Below are 16,318 nucleotides of genomic sequence, written 5' to 3'. Positions count from 1 at the left end.
TAAGCCATAGGAATTAACATTTTATTTAAATTTTGAGAATGGGAGGATAAGGACGCTGGGCGTAGGCGTAGCGTAGCAAATCCACACTCACAAATTCTTCTTTCCAAAAGACATAAAAGTAAGCCCAGCCATTGTGATTTTTTTTGTGTAGGTGTTTAGCCGCCATTTGGTGGATACTTAGATGTTCCTGATCGTCATGCAGACGATCCTCTAGCAAGTAACAGATATAATTTTGATCTTTGTCATAGAATTTCTGTCTGTCCTGCAAAAAGCCCGCTGCACAGAGTTGCTTTAAGCTTACTTTGGGGGGTTTGACTTCTAGCGCGCCCTGTGTGAGGGTATTGCTCACGGGGGTGATATCAGCAATGCGCTTGGTGGCTTCTTGCACAAAGAGAGGGTCTTGCTCAATGCCTAAAAAGTGTCGTTTGAATTTCTTAGCAATCGCCCCTGTAGTGCCCGTGCCAAAAAAGGGGTCTAAAATCAAATCCCCGGGCCTACTGCTAGAGAGAATGATCTTTTCTAAGAGGGCTTGGGGTTTTTGAGTGGGGTGGAGTTTTTTTCCATTCGCTCCCTTTAGGCGTTCTGCCCCCATGCAAATGCCTATATGCCATACACTGCGCTCTTGCTTGTTGTGATTGAGGGCTTTCATGGTTTTATAATTAAAGGTGTAGCGTGCACTCTTATCTTTAGCACACCAAAGCAAGCTCTCATGGGCGTTGCAAAAGCGACTACCTCTAAAATTGGGCACGGGATTGGGTTTAGCCCAGATAATATCATTGAGAATCCAAAAACCCAAATTCTGCATTAAATAGCCCAAGCGGTAGATATTTTGAAACGAGCCCATCACCCAGATACTCCCATGTGCTTTTAACACGCGTCTACACTCGCTTAACCACGCCAAACAAAAAGAATCGTAAGCCTGCAGACTCTCAAATTGATCCCATGCTGCACGCACACCCATAAAGACTTCTCCATTATCACGCAACAACTCCCCCTGTGTCTGCATAAAATAGGGCGGATCGGCGATGATGAGTTCTACACTCTCAGCAGGCAAGCTGGGCAAGAGTTCTAGGCAATCTCCTTGTAGAATTTGATCTAACAATGCTTTGACCTATAATTTGGTGTCTTTGAGAAAGGCGTGTAGGTGCTGGTATTCTTTAGGGTTTAGATAGCGCGTTTTGCCCACGGGGAGGGCGTTGAGATGGGCAAAGCCATAGGAAACCCGTTGTAAATCCAGCACGGCGCGATCAAAATGGGCAAAGAAGCGGCGTAATTCTCTATTCTTGCCCTCTGTGAGGGTGATTTTGAGCTTAGAAAAATGCGGGTGGTTTTTGATGATATGGCAGTGCGCGAAAGGAGGGAGTTGTAGGCTTTGCTTAGTGTTTTTAGGATGTGCGCCCTTGTGGGAGTGGATTCCACTTTGCATGCCCTCTAAAATCTGGGGGGTGATGGGTCCTGCAATTTTGAGCAAATACACCCGCTCTAAGGCACTATGCATCAGCGCACTCGCTACCCCGCTATGATCGCTTAAGAGCAATAGCCCGCTAGAGGCAAAGTCCAAACGCCCCACAGGGATAAAATGGGCGAATTTGCGATCTAAGCTCTCAAAGATGGTTGGGCGAGCACGATGATCCTTGCGCGCCACCAACTCCCCCTTAGGTTTGTGATAGAGGATCACGCTATAACGGGGAGCTTTGGGAATTTTAAGCAACCTGCCCTCTACAAAGATTTTATCTTCTTTGCTAAAGGGCGTGGTAAAGCCTGCAATTTGGTGGTTGATCTTCACCTTACCCTCTGTTATGAGAGTATCGGCCTGACGGCGCGAGCAGTGAGCATAACGGGCGATAAACTGATTGAGGCGCATCAATCCATCCATTCATAATCTTTAAATTGTTCTTTGATCTGCGCGCTCACTTTTAGGGGGGTGCTGATAGTGATTTTCTTGTCTTTTTCTTTAAACACCACGCAGAGCGCGCGCTCGCCCTTATTGGCATTTGCCACCTCTTTTAAATGTGCGAACAACTCTGCAGGCACGCTAGTGTCCACCACCAAGCACAAGGGTTGCCCTTGCAGGCAGGAGGCGGCCTTGTTAAAATCAGCTTGCAAATCTAAAGGCTCGATGTCGCTAGGCTGGGCTTCTGCTTTATAGCGCACTTTGGCGATTTTCTCTGTAGCGATCTGCTCTAGGGTTTTGATCTCAAAGAGGCGTAAGCGCGCGACCTCCTCTTGTTCCTCTACCTTGCACTTAAAGGCTAGGGGTAAATCGCTGTCTAATTGTTCTAGCGCGTTGAGCTGGCGCTCAAAGAGCATGAGTTCAAAACGCCCGGATAAATCCACAATTACCGCCTCGCCATAAGGCTTTTTGCTTTTCTTGCCCAATTTGCGCTTGAGCTCTAAAATCTTGCCCACCAGCACCACAGCACTACCAATTTCCACGCGCTTGATGTCCGTGCTCTTGAGGATATTTTTCAGGGGCTTGATCTGGTCCTTAAATTCATTCAAGGGGTGGCCTGAGAAGTAAATCCCCATGCATTCGTATTCAAAATCTAACAAAGTGTTGGCATCGTATTCTTCATAGAGTTTTAGATTGAGATTAGCGCGCTCTGTCTGCGCGTCCGCAAAGAGTCCGGCACGCATTTGGGCGTTGGTTTTATCCTTTCTGCGCCCCTCCTCACAGATGGCATCTAAGTTTTCTAACATAGTGCGCCGATTGTAGCCCAAGTTGTCTAAACTCCCGGATTTGATCAAGGGCTCTAAAACACGCTTGCTAAACTTAGAAAAGTCAATTTTGCTGATAAAGTCTTGCAAATCTTTAAATGCGCCTTGCTTTTCGCGGATTTCCACCAAAGTGCCCAAAGGTCCTTCGCCCGCACCCTTGATCGCCTCTAAGCCAAAGACAATATGTTTTTCTTCTCCCTCCTCTTGCACCCTAAAGCGCACATCGGACACATTCACATGGGGGCGTTCTACTTTGATTCCCATCGAGTTGGCCTCCTCCACATAGTGAGCAACTTCCTCAATGTGGCGGCATTCACTGCTAATCATCGCTGCCATAAATTCGTGTTTGTAGTGGGTCTTGAGATAGGCGGTTTGGAAGGTGAGCATGGCATAAGCTGCCGAGTGGGATTTGTTAAAGCCATACCCAGCAAACTTGACGATCAAATCAAAGAGATCGCCCGCTTTGTCTGCCTCATAGCCTCTTTTACGCGCGCCCTCTATGAATTTGGCGCGGTTATCTGCCATGATTTGCGCGTCCTTTTTCCCCATCGCACGGCGGATTAAATCCGCCTCACCCAAAGAAAAGCCCCCAATGGTTTGCACAATCTGCATCACCTGCTCTTGATAGACAATCGTCCCATAAGTGGGGCGCAAAATGGGTTCTAACGCCTCAAAGGTATAGGTGATGGGCTCTAATCCGTGTTTGCGATTGACAAAATCATCCACCATCCCAGACTCCATAGGTCCGGGGCGCCCTAAAGCGATGATAGCAATAATATCTTCAAAGCAGGAGGGGCGCAGGCGTTTATTCAAGGTTTGAAACATGCCCGATTCAATTTGGAATATCCCAATGGTGTTACCCTCTTGCATAGTTTTGTAGACCTCTGGGTCGTCCATGTTCACACTCAAAAAGTCGATCTTCTTATAGGCGTATTTTTCAATGAGCTTAAGCGCGTCATCAATCACACTCAAAGTTTTAAGTCCTAAGAAGTCAAATTTGATCAAGTCCACCGCTTCTAGGTATTTCATGGAATACTGGGTAACAATCCCCCCCGTGCGCTCGCTGGTATATAGCGGGGTCTTATGCCACAATTCGCGCTCACTATCCACCACCAATGCGGCCGCGTGTTTGCCCGCGGAACGATTCAAATTCTCCAAGCTTAGGGCGAATTCCCAAACTTGTTTAGCCGTGGGGTTGCTCTCAGTCAATAGGGCGATCTTGGGCTCTAGCTCGTAAGCCTCTCTGAGCGTGATTCCTAAGCGATTGGGGATGAGTTTAGCCATTTCGTCGGCTTCTTTATAGGGCATGTCCAGCACGCGTGCCACATCGCGAATCACCCCCTTAGCCAGCATTTTATTGAAAGTGATCACTTGGGCGACATTGTATTTGCCATATTTAGAAACCATGTAGTCGAGCATTTCGCCCCGCCGTCTTTGGCAGAAATCCGTATCAATATCGGGCATACTCACGCGCTCGGGGTTTAAAAAACGCTCAAAGAGGAGATCGTATTTAAGCGGGTCAATGTCTGTTATTTGCAAACAAAACGCCACAAGACTCCCGGCTGCACTGCCTCGCCCCGGACCTACCGGTATACCACTCTCTCTAGCATGGCGGATAAAATCCCACACGATGAGCATGTAGCCGGCAAATTTCATGTCCACGATGGTTTTGATCTCATATTCTAGGCGTTCTTGATAAGTAGCGTGTTGATTAAGATCGATGATCTCTAGGCGTTTTTTCAAGCCCTCTCTAGCTTTGTAGGCAAAGTAGAGTGCGTCTTCTTCAAGGTCTAGCCCCTCGTTGGTGGCGTACTCTTTGGTGAATTTAAAGCGCGGGGGAGTGGGTGGGTTGGTGTCGCTTTTTAAATCTAATTCTAGCTGGCATTTGCGTGCGATCTCTTGGGTGTGCTCTAGGGCTTCAGGGATATCTGCAAAAAGTTGTGCCATCTGCGCGGGAGATTTGATGTAAAACTCGTGCACGGAATGTTTTAAGCGGTCCTTATCCCCAAAAGTTTTATTCATTGCCACACACATGGCGACTTCTTGGGCGCGCGCGTCCTCCTGCTTGGTGTAGTGGGTGTCATTAGTGGCAATGAGCTTAATACCGGTCTCTAAAGAGAGCTTAATGAGTTGCTCGTCAATGTAGAGTTGATCGGCAATACCATGGCGCATAATTTCCATGTAGAAGTCGTCCCCAAAGATGTCTTGGTATTCACAGGCGATGCGCTTGGCCTCTTCATAGCCCTTTGCGCCATACTGTTTGTTTTTGGGGTTGTTGAGGTTGAGATGCCAATTAATTTCGCCTTGCAAGCATGCACTCGAGCAGATCAAGCCCTTAGCGCGTTCTTTGAGCAGCTTTTTATTGATACGAGGAAAATAGTAAAAACCCTTGAGGAAGGCTTGAGAGCTTAGATACATTAGGTTGGCATAGCCTTCTTGATCTTTGGCATAAAGACACAAATGGAAGCGTTGGCGGGATTGTTTATCCTCTAAATTTTCGGCGTTATGTAAGTAGGTTTCAATCCCAATGATGGGCTTGATCCCCTCTTTTTTCATGCAGGTGTAAAAATCAATAGCTCCAAACATATTGCCATGGTCGCTCATGCTCACACTGGTCATCCCTAACTCTTTAATGCGCTGGGCCAAGATTTTGATCTTGTTCGCCCCATCTAATAGAGAGTATTCGGTATGCAAATGTAAATGGGTGAAATTTTCCATGTTCGTCCTTTGCCACATGCTAGAGCAGAGGGGCTAAAAAGCCTCTTAAAGCCAATCAATGGACCTTCTTGAAGACGCATAGCAGTTCTTGGACTCGTCAGAATTCTTTGGGATACCACAAAGTCTGTGTTTTTGAGAGATGCGTAAGTAGTACACAATGCCCCCAACAACATACTCAATGAAAACTTGATTGGATCAAAAGATAAACTTTATGCTAATTGGATTAGTTTGGAAAAAAGCGGCGATGTTGTAGAACACTTACGAGCCCTGTAGCACAAAATGTTGCCAGAAAGCATTGTGTTGCCTAATGCAGAGTACATTAGAAAGCATGTTACCAATTGCGAATACGTTTTTGGTCTTAAGCTGTATTTTGGCATCAAAATACTAGTCAAATCCGATCGCTCTTTTGTGTTGGATGTGGCAATTCCCTTTGGCTCGAACATGCCATACCAACGCTATCTAGAAGCTCCTCGTGTTGAGGATTTTTTAACACTCAAGAATATCTTAGAAGTTTTAAAAGAACTAGGGTGTGATATGTACAAAGACTCCCTCATCCCTATTGTCATGCATAATGCACTTGTGTCTATCTCCAATATTCTTGGTCAAAGGATTTTAAAAAGTTTCTCACAAGATGTCTTGGTATTGTCGTGAATAGCGGGGTTCACATGGTCTTGTAGTCATTGGTTTTATGCGCGATCTGCTGGGCTAGCTCTTTAGACTCTTGCATGATGGCCTGCATGCTTTCTGCATTCTCCAAGGTTTTACTGGCCGAGGATTGCACAGAAATCACTTCGTTAATAATAGTCTGAGTATCCTGGACCAAATGAACAAAGCGGATATTCACCCCTTTAATGCGCTCAATGAGTTGCTCCAGATACTCTGTTGTTTGCGTGGAAGTTTCTTGGACCGAGTTGCTCAACACATTGGCTTTTTCAATGCGCGCAGCCTGTTGGCTCATTTTCTGACTCACATCATCGACATTTTGTATGATGGTAGAGAGGGTCGTGTTTACCTCTATTAAGGCGTGTTGTGTGCGTGCTGCTAGATTGCTCACCTCATCAGCCACGACGGCAAAACCCCTCCCATGCTCACCTGCTCTAGCAGCTTCAATGGCAGCATTCAGCGCTAATAAATTGGTCTGCTTGGCGATCTTATCGATGCTTTCCAAAATATCTTTAGCACTATTGGTGTTCTGGCTCAGGGCTTCAATTTGGGTAATCAGAGCTCTCTCATTGGCAACATCCTCCACGATAGCATTACACAGCGTGGTTACACTCGCCTTGCTCTGCTCAAGTAGGTTCAAAGCCTTACCTAATTCGCCTGCCACGCCTTCAACATCGCCATTCATCTCTGCTAAATTAGAGGAAAGTTGAACACCCTCATCCCTGACTTGGGTAATGACTCGGGCGGTTTGTTGGATTGCCTCTGTAGTGTGTAACATGGCATTTTCCAGGTATAAAGCAGATTCACGACTTTGGTTACTGCAGTGTTTGATCTCATTATTGAACGCACAAACATGCTCTAAAAAGCTGTTGATGTGGTTAGCAGCCAAGCTAATTTCATCTTGGGCGCGTCCTTTGATGTGGATGCGTGCGGTGAGATCCTTTTGACTGCTAGCAAAATTGCGCACCACTCCCACTAATGTTTCTAGGCGTTTGACAATCCAAAAATGATTGAGGACAAAGGCAATGAGAATAATTCCCAGTGTGATCGCTAGAGTAGAGTATAAGAGATTGCGAAAATTATGATCGGCTAAAATATAGGCTTGCTCTTCTGCCTTTTCCATTGTCTTGTAGATAGCACTCACATAGCTCACGGCCACTACGATCAAATCGCTTATTGGGTCGTGGTAGGCATAGCTCACACAATCCTCTGTCTTGATTTCAGGGGCGGGGCGTTTAAGATGACAGCGGTAAAATCCACCTTTAGGATCGCGCAAGGCGCGTTCTGTAAATTCTTTGAAATAATAATCTCCCCGTACGCCCTTGAAGTCCAACACCTTTTTGCCTATTAACTTTGGGTGCATGCTATCAGTAATAAGAGTGCCATCTTTTTCCAGCGCGACAATGTAAAGCCGTCCTTTAGCTGCGTTGATCTTGTTAAAGTAGGTAGCACTCATGTGTAGGGCCACTTCCCTAGAATTGTGTTTAAAATACTCTGCCAAACCAGAAGTGGCAATAAAAACATTGTATTTAATGCCCGATTCACGCTTTACCAGCGCATTGGAATTAAAGGCCCCCAAAGTCTTTTTAAAGCTTGCTCGTTCCATATAGTTGCTTAAAAAAGCCGTTGCCAGTCCTAATGTGCACAAAGACCCAAGGACAATAAGTATGATTTTCCAGCGTAGATTTAAAGACATGACTCCTCCTTTATGAGGCTACAAAAACACGCACGCGTCTAAACGCACAAGTACACACACGCACCCAACACGCATGCCATCACATTAGAGCACTCTTAATCTAAGACATTTTGTTTGGGCAAACACAGCGCACAAATGAGTGCAATCCCCATTACTACGGCTACATAGACAAAAAAACCATTTTCCATATGGGCACTTTTGAATTGTAGGGCTATGTAGGGAGCCGTGCCCCCAAAAACAGCGTTAGCAATCGCAAAGCTAAATCCCGTACCCAGTGCGCGCACATGTTGGGGGAAGAGTTGGGCTTTGACAATCCCTGAAACGGAAGTATAAAAACTTAAAATAGCAAACAAGCACAACACCAAGCCAAAGGCCACACCGGGGTGGCTCGCATAATGTGCCATGCCCTGGAACAGAGGGTAAATCCCTATAAGGGCCAAGAGAGCATAAAGAACGATAGAGCGTCTAAAAGTGATTCTATCGCCCACATATCCAAAGAGGGGCTGCATACACATCAAAATCGCCAGCGCGATCAAAAACAGGTCATTGACAACCACCTTAGGCATTCCGGCATTTTCTAAAAAAGTTTTGGCGTAAGTGGTGATCGTGTAAAAGCCTAGCGAACCTCCCGCCGTGATACCCGCCACCAACACGCAGGAACGCCAATGGGGACCAAGTGCTCTGAGTGTGCCGCGTCGCTCGTGTTCTTCCAAATTGCTGGCACTTTCTTCCATAAATCTGCGCGCCACAAGCGAGCCCAGAGCCAGCAAGCCTCCTAAAACAAAGAGAAAACGCCAAGCAAAGGCACTCATCTGCGCCACACCAAAGATAGCCAGCAACACCGCAATGCTCGCCACCGCTAAAAACTGCCCCCCAATCAGGGTAACATACTGGAAAGAGCCATAAAACCCGCGCCTCCCCTTTGCAGATAATTCGGCTAGATAAGTCGCCACAATTCCATATTCTCCTCCTACACTTAGGCCTTGAATAAGTCTAGCCATCAAGAGAAAGAAAATCGCAAAATCTCCCACAAGCTCTTTGCTAGGAAGGCTAGCAATCATAAAAGAACCCAAAGCCATCACGATGACAGAAATAACCATCGAGTGCTTACGCCCGATTTTATCAGCTAAAGCCCCAAAAATCCACGATCCTAAGGGGCGCGCTAAAAACCCCGCTGCAAAGACTCCAAAGACACTGATTTGCTGCACAATGGGATTGCTAGAAGTGCTAAATTCATGCGCAAAGTAAGTGGCGCTGAAAGCGTAGATGTAAAAATCAAACCACTCGACCAAATTTCCACTCGTCGCAGCGATGATAGATCGTTTGCGCGCGCGCCCTAGCGTTTCCATACTTTGGACAACCCCTTAGCAATTAGACTAGGTTTTTGTTTTTTGGCAAAACGGCGCAGGGTTGCCAAAAAATGATGCCATTCATGGATTTCCATCGCTGGGATCGCTCCGGCGTAATTGGTGTGCGGGGGTAAATCCTTGCCCACTGCCCCCTTGCCTCCAATTTGAGTAAATTCCCCAATGTGCATGTGTCCCCCCGTGCCTACTTGTCCACCCAAGACCACATTGCGCCCCATAGTCGTAGAGCCAGAAAGCCCCACTTGTGCCACAATGATGGAATGTTCCCCTAGCACGCAATTATGCCCCACTTGCACCAAATTATCAATCTTTACGCCCTCTTTAATGTGAGTAATCCCAAAAACTGCACGATCAATGGTCGTGTTTGCTCCGATTTCGACATGGTCATCAATTTGCACGATACCGGTATGCTCGATCTTAACATGCTCCCCTTGCTCTGTGTGGGCGTAACCAAAACCATCACTGCCAATCACACTATTGGCGTGAATGTACACATGGTTGCCAATTAAGGTGTTTTGATAAATAGTAACATTGGGGTAAATCTTGCACTGCGCACCGATCTTGACCCCATCGCCCACCACTACATTAGCCATGAGTACACTCCCCTCACCCACTTCCACCCCCTCACCCAAGACCACCCCGGGCATCAAAACCACACCCTCACCCAGTTTAGGAGGGTGGGGGTTAATAGGACGCGCGAAGATATTTGCTTTAAACGCGTCTGAAACCCGCGCAAAGGCCAAATGAGGATTAGAGGTGATAAGGGGACAAGAAGTGGAGGGAATTTTGCTCGCATGCTCAGCACGGATAAAAATCGCGCCCGCCTGTGTGTCTTTAACTTTTTTCAGGTAGGATTTTTGGTCTACATAGCTTAGGTGGTTGGGGGTGGCATTCTCCAAAGGAGCAATCCCTGCTACCTCAAAATCTCGAAAATTGGGGGGCAAAGCGATGTCTAGTTGGTAGTGTTCTAGCAACGCACTGAGTGTCATACAAACTCCTTTGTGGCAGAAATAGCAACCATTTTGGCCAAGGCATGGGGGTCTAAGCTCGCTTTACCAACCAAAACCCCATCCACTACATCTAAATTCAAAATCTCTTCTACATTATCTAATTGCACACTCCCGCCATAGATAATGAGGGGGTTGGGTTTGAGTTTTTGGCGCAAATTTTCTAAAGTATGCGCGATCGCACTGCTCGTTGCACTCACTCCCGTACCAATTGCCCAAATGGGTTCGTAAGCGATAATGAGCTTAGGATATTCTAAATCAATACCTTGTAATTGTCCTAAGAGATGTTGAAGAAGCGCGTCTTCCCCCTCTTCTCTTTGTGGCAAACTCTCACCGATACAAAAGACGATCTGAAACCCATGTTGGGCAAAAAACTCGAACTTCTTTACACAGAACACATCGCTCTCATTTAAGAGCAAGCGCCGCTCACTATGCCCGATCAACACGCTCTTAATTTGCCTCTGCTGCAGGGCTTGTAAGGTGATTTCTCCGCTAAACGCTCCCTCAAGTGCTGGGTAAGCGTTTTGCGCGCCCAAGCTAAAGTGCGCGTAGGCAGACTGGAGTGCGCCCAACTCAATCAGGGGAGGAAAAATGCCCACATAGGGGGCGGTTGTGGGCTTGAGTAGATTTTCCAAAGTTTCTAAATAAATTCTCAGATCTAAAGTGTAAGACTTAAGATTGGCTAAAACATATTTCACGACTGACTCCACAAGTAAACTCAAATGATCTTAGCAAAAGATGGCAATCTTAGCAAAAGATGGCAAAGATAACCCAAAAAGTATGATAATTTCGCTATCATTTTAGGAAAATTTTGAATAAGGGAGCGGTATGCAGCAAGAGGAGATCATAGAGGGCTACTACGGGGTTAGCACCGAGCGCAAGAAGAGTGGGGCCTATGCTAAATTGGACTTTTGGCAGAGTGCAACAGGCTTGATTTTGGCGCTGTTCATGATTGCGCACATGTTCTTTGTGAGTAGCATTTTGATCAGCGATCGTGCTATGTATGCAGTAACCAAGTTTTTCGAGGGGAGCTTGTTTATCAAGGCGGGCGAGCCTGCCATTGTGAGTGCGGTGGCTGCCGGGGTAATTGTGATCTTGGTCGTGCACGCTTTTTTGGCACTAAGGAAGTTTCCCATCAACTATCGTCAATACAAAATTTTCAAAACCCATAAACATTTGATGAAACATGGCGACACCACCCTATGGTTTGTGCAGGTAGGCACGGGTTTTGCGATGTTTTTTTTAGCCAGTGTGCACCTATTTGTTATGCTCACCGCTCCCCATAGCATTGGGCCACACGCTTCCTCTTATCGCTTTGTGAGTCAACATTTCTGGTTACTCTATATTTTCTTACTCTTTGCAGTGGAGTTGCATGGCTCCATTGGGCTCTATAGATTGGCGATCAAATGGGGTTGGTTCAAAAATCTAGGTATCGATGGCTTGAGAAAGGCTAAGTGGAGCATGAGCGTGTTTTTCATCGTTTTGGGTCTACTCACTTATGGGGCCTATATTAAAAAAGGGCTCACGCAAAAAAGTCAGGGCATTAACAGCATGCAACAGGCAATCCAGCTAGATGAACAACTGCATAAGGAAGGAAAAGAATGAATATAGTGTATTGCGATGCGTTGGTGGTGGGTGGTGGTTTGGCGGGTTTGCGCGCCAGTATTGCGTGTAAACAGCGGGGATTGCACACCATCGTGTTAAGCCTAGTGCCTGTAAGGCGTTCCCACTCGGCTGCCGCACAAGGGGGCATGCAGGCTAGTTTGGGCAATGCTAAGATGAGTGAAGGGGATAATGAAGACCTGCATTTTTTGGACACGGTGAAGGGGAGCGACTGGGGTTGCGATCAGCAAGTGGCTAGAATGTTTGTGACCACCGCCCCCAAAGCCATTAGAGAGCTGGCTAGCTGGGGGGTGCCTTGGACGCGTATTAAAAAAGGGGATCGCAAGGCCGTGATCAATGGCGAGCATGTTACCATCACGGAAAGAGAGGATCGGCACGGCTATATCCAAAGCCGCGACTTTGGGGGCACTAAAAAGTGGCGCACTTGCTTTACAGCGGATGCTACCGGGCATACCATGCTCTATGCGGTGGCTAATGAAGCCTTGCACCACCAAGTGGATATTCAGGATCGCAAAGAGGTTTTAACTCTAATCCACCATGAGGGTGTGTGTTATGGGGCTGTGGTGCGCGATCTCATCACTGGGGAATTGAGTGCCTATGTGTCTAAGGGCACGCTTTTAGCTACGGGGGGTTATGGGCGGGTCTATAAGCACACGACAAATGCGGTGATTTGCGATGGCGCAGGGATTGCCAGCGCGCTAGAAACGGGGGTAGCTAAACTGGGCAACATGGAAGCGGTGCAATTCCACCCTACAGCCTTAGTGCCCAGCGGGATTTTGATGACAGAGGGGTGTCGGGGCGATGGGGGGATTTTGCGCGATAAATTTGGGCGGCGTTTCATGCCTGCTTATGAACCCGAAAAGAAAGAATTAGCTAGTCGGGATGTGGTGAGTCGGCGCATTTTAGAGCACATTAAAAAGGGCTATGGCGCGCCTTCGCCTTATGGCGATCATGTGTGGTTGGACATTGCTATTTTAGGTCGCGAGCATGTAGAAAAAAATCTTAGAGATGTGCACGACATCGCCCATACTTTTGCAGGCATTGATGCGGCGGATGATAGCATAGAGAGCGACACAAATTTGAAAGACATGCCCAAAGATGAGCCCCAATTTGGCGAGGGTGCGCCCAAACAAAAGGGCTGGGTGCCTATCAAGCCCATGCAACACTACTCTATGGGGGGACTACGCACTAATTACAAGGGAGAGAGTCATCTAAAGGGGCTCTTTTGTGCGGGCGAGGCGGCGTGTTGGGATTTGCACGGGTTTAACCGCCTAGGGGGTAACTCTGTGAGCGAGGCGGTGGTTGCTGGGATGATCATCGGGGATTACTTCGCCCAGCACTGCGCACAAGCGAGCATCGACATCAACACCCAGATCGCCCAAAGCTTTATCAAGCGCACAGAAGAGCATTTGCAAGGTCTCTTGCACAATGAGGGCAAGGAAGATGTCTATGTGATTAGGGAGCGCATGCGCGAGATCATGGACGAAAAAGTGGGGGTCTTTAGAGAGGGTGCGATCCTAGAGGAGGCCGTGCATGAATTAGAGGAACTCTATAAGCGCGCCCAGCACATCCATGTGAAAAACAAGAAAACCCATAACAACCCCGAGCTAGAAGACGCTTACCGCACCCAAAAAATGCTCAAGTTAGCGCTGTGCATTGCCAAAGGCGCGCTGGATCGCACCGAGAGCCGTGGGGCGCACACGCGCATCGATCACCCCAAAAGAGATGATGCCAACTGGTTAAAACGCACTCTAGCCAGTTGGGAAGACCCCGCCCAAACTTTACCCACCCTAACCTATGAGGACCTAGACATTATGACCATGGAAATTAGCCCTGATTTTAGGGGGTATGGGGCTAAGGGCAATTTCATTCCCCACCCGCTCAAAGAGCAGCGCGATGCGCAGATTGCCAAAATTACAGAAGAGATCAAGGCACGCGGGGGGGATCGCTATGCTTTGCAAGAAGCCCTCATGCCCTTTGATTTGCAACCCCAATACAAAGCCCGCAACATTAGACTAGGAGATCTATAATGAGTCGCACCATCACCATTAAAGCCCTAAAATTTGACCCCCAGAGCGCGGTGTCTAAACCCCATTTTAAAGAGTATCAGTTACAAGAAATCCCCTCGATGACTCTTTTTATCGCGTTGGGCATCATCCGCGAAACTTTAGACCCCGATCTGAGTTTTGATTTTGTCTGCCGTGCGGGGATTTGTGGGAGCTGTGCGATGATGGTCAATGGCCGCCCCCGTTTGGCATGTAAGACCCTCACTTCTAGTTTTCAAGAGGACACGATCACGCTCATGCCCATGCCCTCTTTTCCCTTGATCAAGGATTTGAGCGTCAATACGGGAGAGTGGTTTTTTAGCATGACTAAGCGTGTGGAGAGTTGGGCACACCACCGCAAGGAAGTGGATATTACCCAGCCTGAGGAGCGTATCGACCCCGATGAGGCACAAGAAGTGTTTGAATTAGATCGCTGTATTGAATGTGGGTGCTGTATCGCTGCGTGTGGAACGAAGCTGATGCGCGAGAACTTTATTGGCGCAGCGGGGCTAAACCGCGCGATGCGCTTTTTGATTGACTCCCATGACGAACGCAGTGATGAGGATTTTTACGAATTGGTGGGCGATGACGATGGGATTTTTGGGTGCATGAGCTTGATTGGTTGCCATGACACCTGCCCTAAAGAAATCCCTTTGCAGGATAGTTTGGCGCAGTTGCGCAACCGCATGGTGAAGGTGGGGAGAGCGCGCTAGGGAGTTTTGCGCTAACATTAACCTGACCCTTGCGTTTTTGCTTTTATTGCCTGATATGGTTGGGGGCGGTTTTGCTAGCTGGGTGCACCATTATCCGCCAGCAAGGTCCTTACCCCCTCTCTGGGCTAGAACACTACAACCCTCTACAAACCCCCATTGCCGCTGTCTATGCGAAAGAATTAGCCCAAAAACCCACCCAGAGTTTGGGGTTCCTCCTTCAAGAAGGCGATCAGGCACTCTTGCAACGCATTGCGCTCATTCGCATGGCGACCCATAACATAGACATTCAGACTTACCTTTACAAGAACGATATCTCCTCTCGAGTGATGATGTTTGAACTCTATAGAGCAGCTGATCGGGGGGTGAAGGTGCGACTCTTGATCGATGATAATGGTTTGGATTCAGACATGTCAGACATCATTATGCTAGACACCCATCCCAATATTGAGGTTAAAATCTTTAATCCCTACCGTGTGCGCAATAGGGTCCTACGCGTTTTTGAGATGCTAGCCGACTACGATCGGATCAAAAAGCGCATGCATAATAAACTTTTCATTGTAGATAATATCGCTTTGGTAATCGGGGGGCGTAATATTGCTGATGTGTACTTTGATAATGATCTGGAAGGAAATTTTTTAGACATAGACGCGCTTTTTTTAGGACCAGTGAGTTTGCAAGCTAAACAAAACTTTTTACAATATTGGAATTTTCCTAACTCCATTCCCGCCCACCTACTCCCCAGCCATGCTAAATTAAAAAAATACGCCAAGACCTATCAGAATCGCCTCTCAAAGATTCTCTATCCACCCGACCGACACACCCATTATGAAGAACATGTCTTGGAATTTATGCGCGCCTTCGCTTGCAAAAAGCAGATTGCCTATCAAGGCATCGCTTCTTTCATTGCCGATAGCCCTGATAAAATTAACATGCCAAATCCACGCTCGCCCATCAAACAGGCCCTTAACGCCATTTTAGCGCATACCACTAACTCGCTCTACATTGCCTCCTCCTACCTCGTACCCGGGCGCGCACTTTTAAAACTCTTCACACAGAAATTACAAGAAGGCTTAGAGCTCAATATTTTAACCAATTCGCTTGCCTCTACCGATGCCATCGTGGTGTATGGAGCATGGGAGCGCTATGCCAAAAAATTAGTTGATGCGGGAGCAAATGTCTATGAAACCAAGAGTGATCTCTCAAAGTATGCACGCTACACCCCCAAGGGACTTAAATTTAAAATCAGAGGACGGTTTAAAAATTCTTTGCATAGCAAAACTCTCATTTTTGATGGGCATAAAACTTGGATTGGAAGTTTCAATTTAGACGCGCGCTCAGCAAGCATTAACACCGAATCGGTGGTGGTTTTTGAAAACAAGGATTTCGCCCTCTATTTACAAGGAATGATGCAAGAGCAGATGAAAGAGAGTTGGCATTTATTAGTGGTTAAACACATGTTGCACCAAAAACTCATTTGGGAGGGCGTTGAAAATGGGCATGTCATTCTCTGTGACAAGCCCCCCAATACCTCCGCCTTTTTACGCTTCATCAAAGACTGGTCTAGGATATTGCCCGAAAGCGAGCTGTGATCTAGACATTGACAAGGGGGGTTTTGTCAACATACGCGGCATTTAAACGAGTGATTGTGCCCCCTAAGCTAGAATTTATCCAAATTGCGCGTAAAACTCCGTCCTTTAGGGCTTAAGATGTAAGCGCACTCTAAGAAAAGAAAGGCTAACCTTGCAATAGGTAAGTGAGGTTAGTGAAA

At 47.1% G+C, this 16,318-nt stretch carries 12 protein-coding genes; 5 read left to right on the top strand and 7 right to left on the bottom strand.

The window, feature by feature from the left end; translation table 11 throughout:
* Positions 1 to 25: 25 nt before the first annotated feature.
* The 3 genes from KCO92_RS04255 to dnaE are packed head-to-tail and all read right to left on the bottom strand — an operon-like array spanning position 26 to position 5,436.
* Entirely contained in the window at positions 26 to 1,102 is a 1,077-nt protein-coding gene (locus KCO92_RS04255) for a DNA-methyltransferase (RefSeq protein ID WP_104694973.1), read from the bottom strand.
* A 9-nt stretch (positions 1,103 to 1,111) separates the two neighbouring features.
* Positions 1,112 to 1,864 carry a pseudouridine synthase gene (locus tag KCO92_RS04250; protein WP_104694987.1) on the bottom strand — a complete coding sequence of 251 codons (753 nt, stop codon included), beginning with the start codon at positions 1,862 to 1,864 and terminating at the stop codon, positions 1,112 to 1,114.
* Positions 1,864 to 5,436 carry a DNA polymerase III subunit alpha gene (gene dnaE / locus KCO92_RS04245; protein WP_104694974.1) on the bottom strand — a complete coding sequence of 1,191 codons (3,573 nt, stop codon included), beginning with the start codon at positions 5,434 to 5,436 and terminating at the stop codon, positions 1,864 to 1,866. The genes KCO92_RS04250 and dnaE overlap by 1 nt, the downstream gene beginning before the upstream one ends.
* A 282-nt stretch (positions 5,437 to 5,718) precedes the next feature.
* Here dnaE and KCO92_RS04240 point away from each other — a divergent pair, with 282 nt between their 5' ends.
* The gene (locus KCO92_RS04240; RefSeq protein ID WP_158653535.1) at positions 5,719 to 6,087 is read left to right on the top strand and encodes a hypothetical protein; all 369 of its coding nucleotides are present in this window, start codon (positions 5,719 to 5,721) and stop codon (positions 6,085 to 6,087) included.
* Between the two features lie 10 nt (positions 6,088 to 6,097).
* Here the strand turns inward: KCO92_RS04240 and KCO92_RS04235 are convergent, their stop codons facing one another.
* From KCO92_RS04235 to KCO92_RS04220, 4 genes are all read right to left on the bottom strand, one after another.
* Positions 6,098 to 7,705 (bottom strand): methyl-accepting chemotaxis protein, encoded by a 1,608-nt coding sequence (locus KCO92_RS04235; RefSeq protein WP_233710413.1) that lies wholly within the window; start codon positions 7,703 to 7,705, stop codon positions 6,098 to 6,100.
* A 185-nt stretch (positions 7,706 to 7,890) separates the two neighbouring features.
* Positions 7,891 to 9,144 carry an MFS transporter gene (locus KCO92_RS04230; RefSeq protein WP_104694977.1) on the bottom strand — a complete coding sequence of 418 codons (1,254 nt, stop codon included), beginning with the start codon at positions 9,142 to 9,144 and terminating at the stop codon, positions 7,891 to 7,893.
* Positions 9,132 to 10,151 (bottom strand): UDP-3-O-(3-hydroxymyristoyl)glucosamine N-acyltransferase, encoded by a 1,020-nt coding sequence (gene lpxD, locus KCO92_RS04225; protein ID WP_104694978.1) that lies wholly within the window; start codon positions 10,149 to 10,151, stop codon positions 9,132 to 9,134. The genes KCO92_RS04230 and lpxD overlap by 13 nt, the downstream gene beginning before the upstream one ends.
* Complete coding sequence (locus KCO92_RS04220; protein ID WP_104694979.1) at positions 10,148 to 10,867, bottom strand: triose-phosphate isomerase; 720 nt, start codon at positions 10,865 to 10,867, stop codon at positions 10,148 to 10,150. The genes lpxD and KCO92_RS04220 overlap by 4 nt, the downstream gene beginning before the upstream one ends.
* A 130-nt stretch (positions 10,868 to 10,997) precedes the next feature.
* On the opposite strand from KCO92_RS04220, the gene KCO92_RS04215 reads away from it, so the two are divergent.
* From KCO92_RS04215 to KCO92_RS04200, 4 genes are read left to right on the top strand one after another with little or no spacing between them, the layout of a single operon-like run.
* On the top strand, positions 10,998 to 11,774 hold the full coding sequence (locus KCO92_RS04215) for a fumarate reductase cytochrome b subunit (RefSeq protein WP_104694980.1): 777 nt from the start codon (positions 10,998 to 11,000) through the stop codon (positions 11,772 to 11,774).
* Positions 11,771 to 13,822, top strand: a complete 2,052-nt coding sequence (locus tag KCO92_RS04210) for a fumarate reductase flavoprotein subunit (protein WP_104638924.1) — start codon at positions 11,771 to 11,773, stop codon at positions 13,820 to 13,822. The genes KCO92_RS04215 and KCO92_RS04210 overlap by 4 nt, the downstream gene beginning before the upstream one ends.
* Complete coding sequence (locus KCO92_RS04205) at positions 13,822 to 14,550, top strand: fumarate reductase iron-sulfur subunit (RefSeq protein WP_104694981.1); 729 nt, start codon at positions 13,822 to 13,824, stop codon at positions 14,548 to 14,550. Before KCO92_RS04210 ends, KCO92_RS04205 begins: the two co-directional genes overlap by 1 nt.
* 50 nt (positions 14,551 to 14,600) lie before the next feature.
* Positions 14,601 to 16,139, top strand: coding sequence for a phospholipase D family protein (locus KCO92_RS04200; protein ID WP_411710200.1), 1,539 nt, complete (start codon positions 14,601 to 14,603; stop codon positions 16,137 to 16,139).
* Positions 16,140 to 16,318 lie beyond the last annotated feature (179 nt).

Source organism: Helicobacter salomonis, assembly GCF_017979425.1.
GTDB classification, from domain to species: domain Bacteria; phylum Campylobacterota; class Campylobacteria; order Campylobacterales; family Helicobacteraceae; genus Helicobacter; species Helicobacter salomonis.
Note: the sequence above shows the minus strand (reverse complement) of the source record. Positions and strands in the feature narration are given on the sequence as shown.

Coding starts and splice junctions, on each gene's coding strand:
- KCO92_RS04250 (WP_104694987.1), bottom strand. CDS start 1,864: ATGCGCCTCAATCAGTTTATCGCCCGTTATGCTCACTGCTCGCGCCGT.
- dnaE (WP_104694974.1), bottom strand. CDS start 5,436: ATGGAAAATTTCACCCATTTACATTTGCATACCGAATACTCTCTATTA.
- KCO92_RS04235 (WP_233710413.1), bottom strand. CDS start 7,705: ATGGAACGAGCAAGCTTTAAAAAGACTTTGGGGGCCTTTAATTCCAAT.
- KCO92_RS04230 (WP_104694977.1), bottom strand. CDS start 9,144: ATGGAAACGCTAGGGCGCGCGCGCAAACGATCTATCATCGCTGCGACG.
- lpxD (WP_104694978.1), bottom strand. CDS start 10,151: ATGACACTCAGTGCGTTGCTAGAACACTACCAACTAGACATCGCTTTG.
- KCO92_RS04215 (WP_104694980.1), top strand. CDS start 10,998: ATGCAGCAAGAGGAGATCATAGAGGGCTACTACGGGGTTAGCACCGAG.
- KCO92_RS04210 (WP_104638924.1), top strand. CDS start 11,771: ATGAATATAGTGTATTGCGATGCGTTGGTGGTGGGTGGTGGTTTGGCG.
- KCO92_RS04205 (WP_104694981.1), top strand. CDS start 13,822: ATGAGTCGCACCATCACCATTAAAGCCCTAAAATTTGACCCCCAGAGC.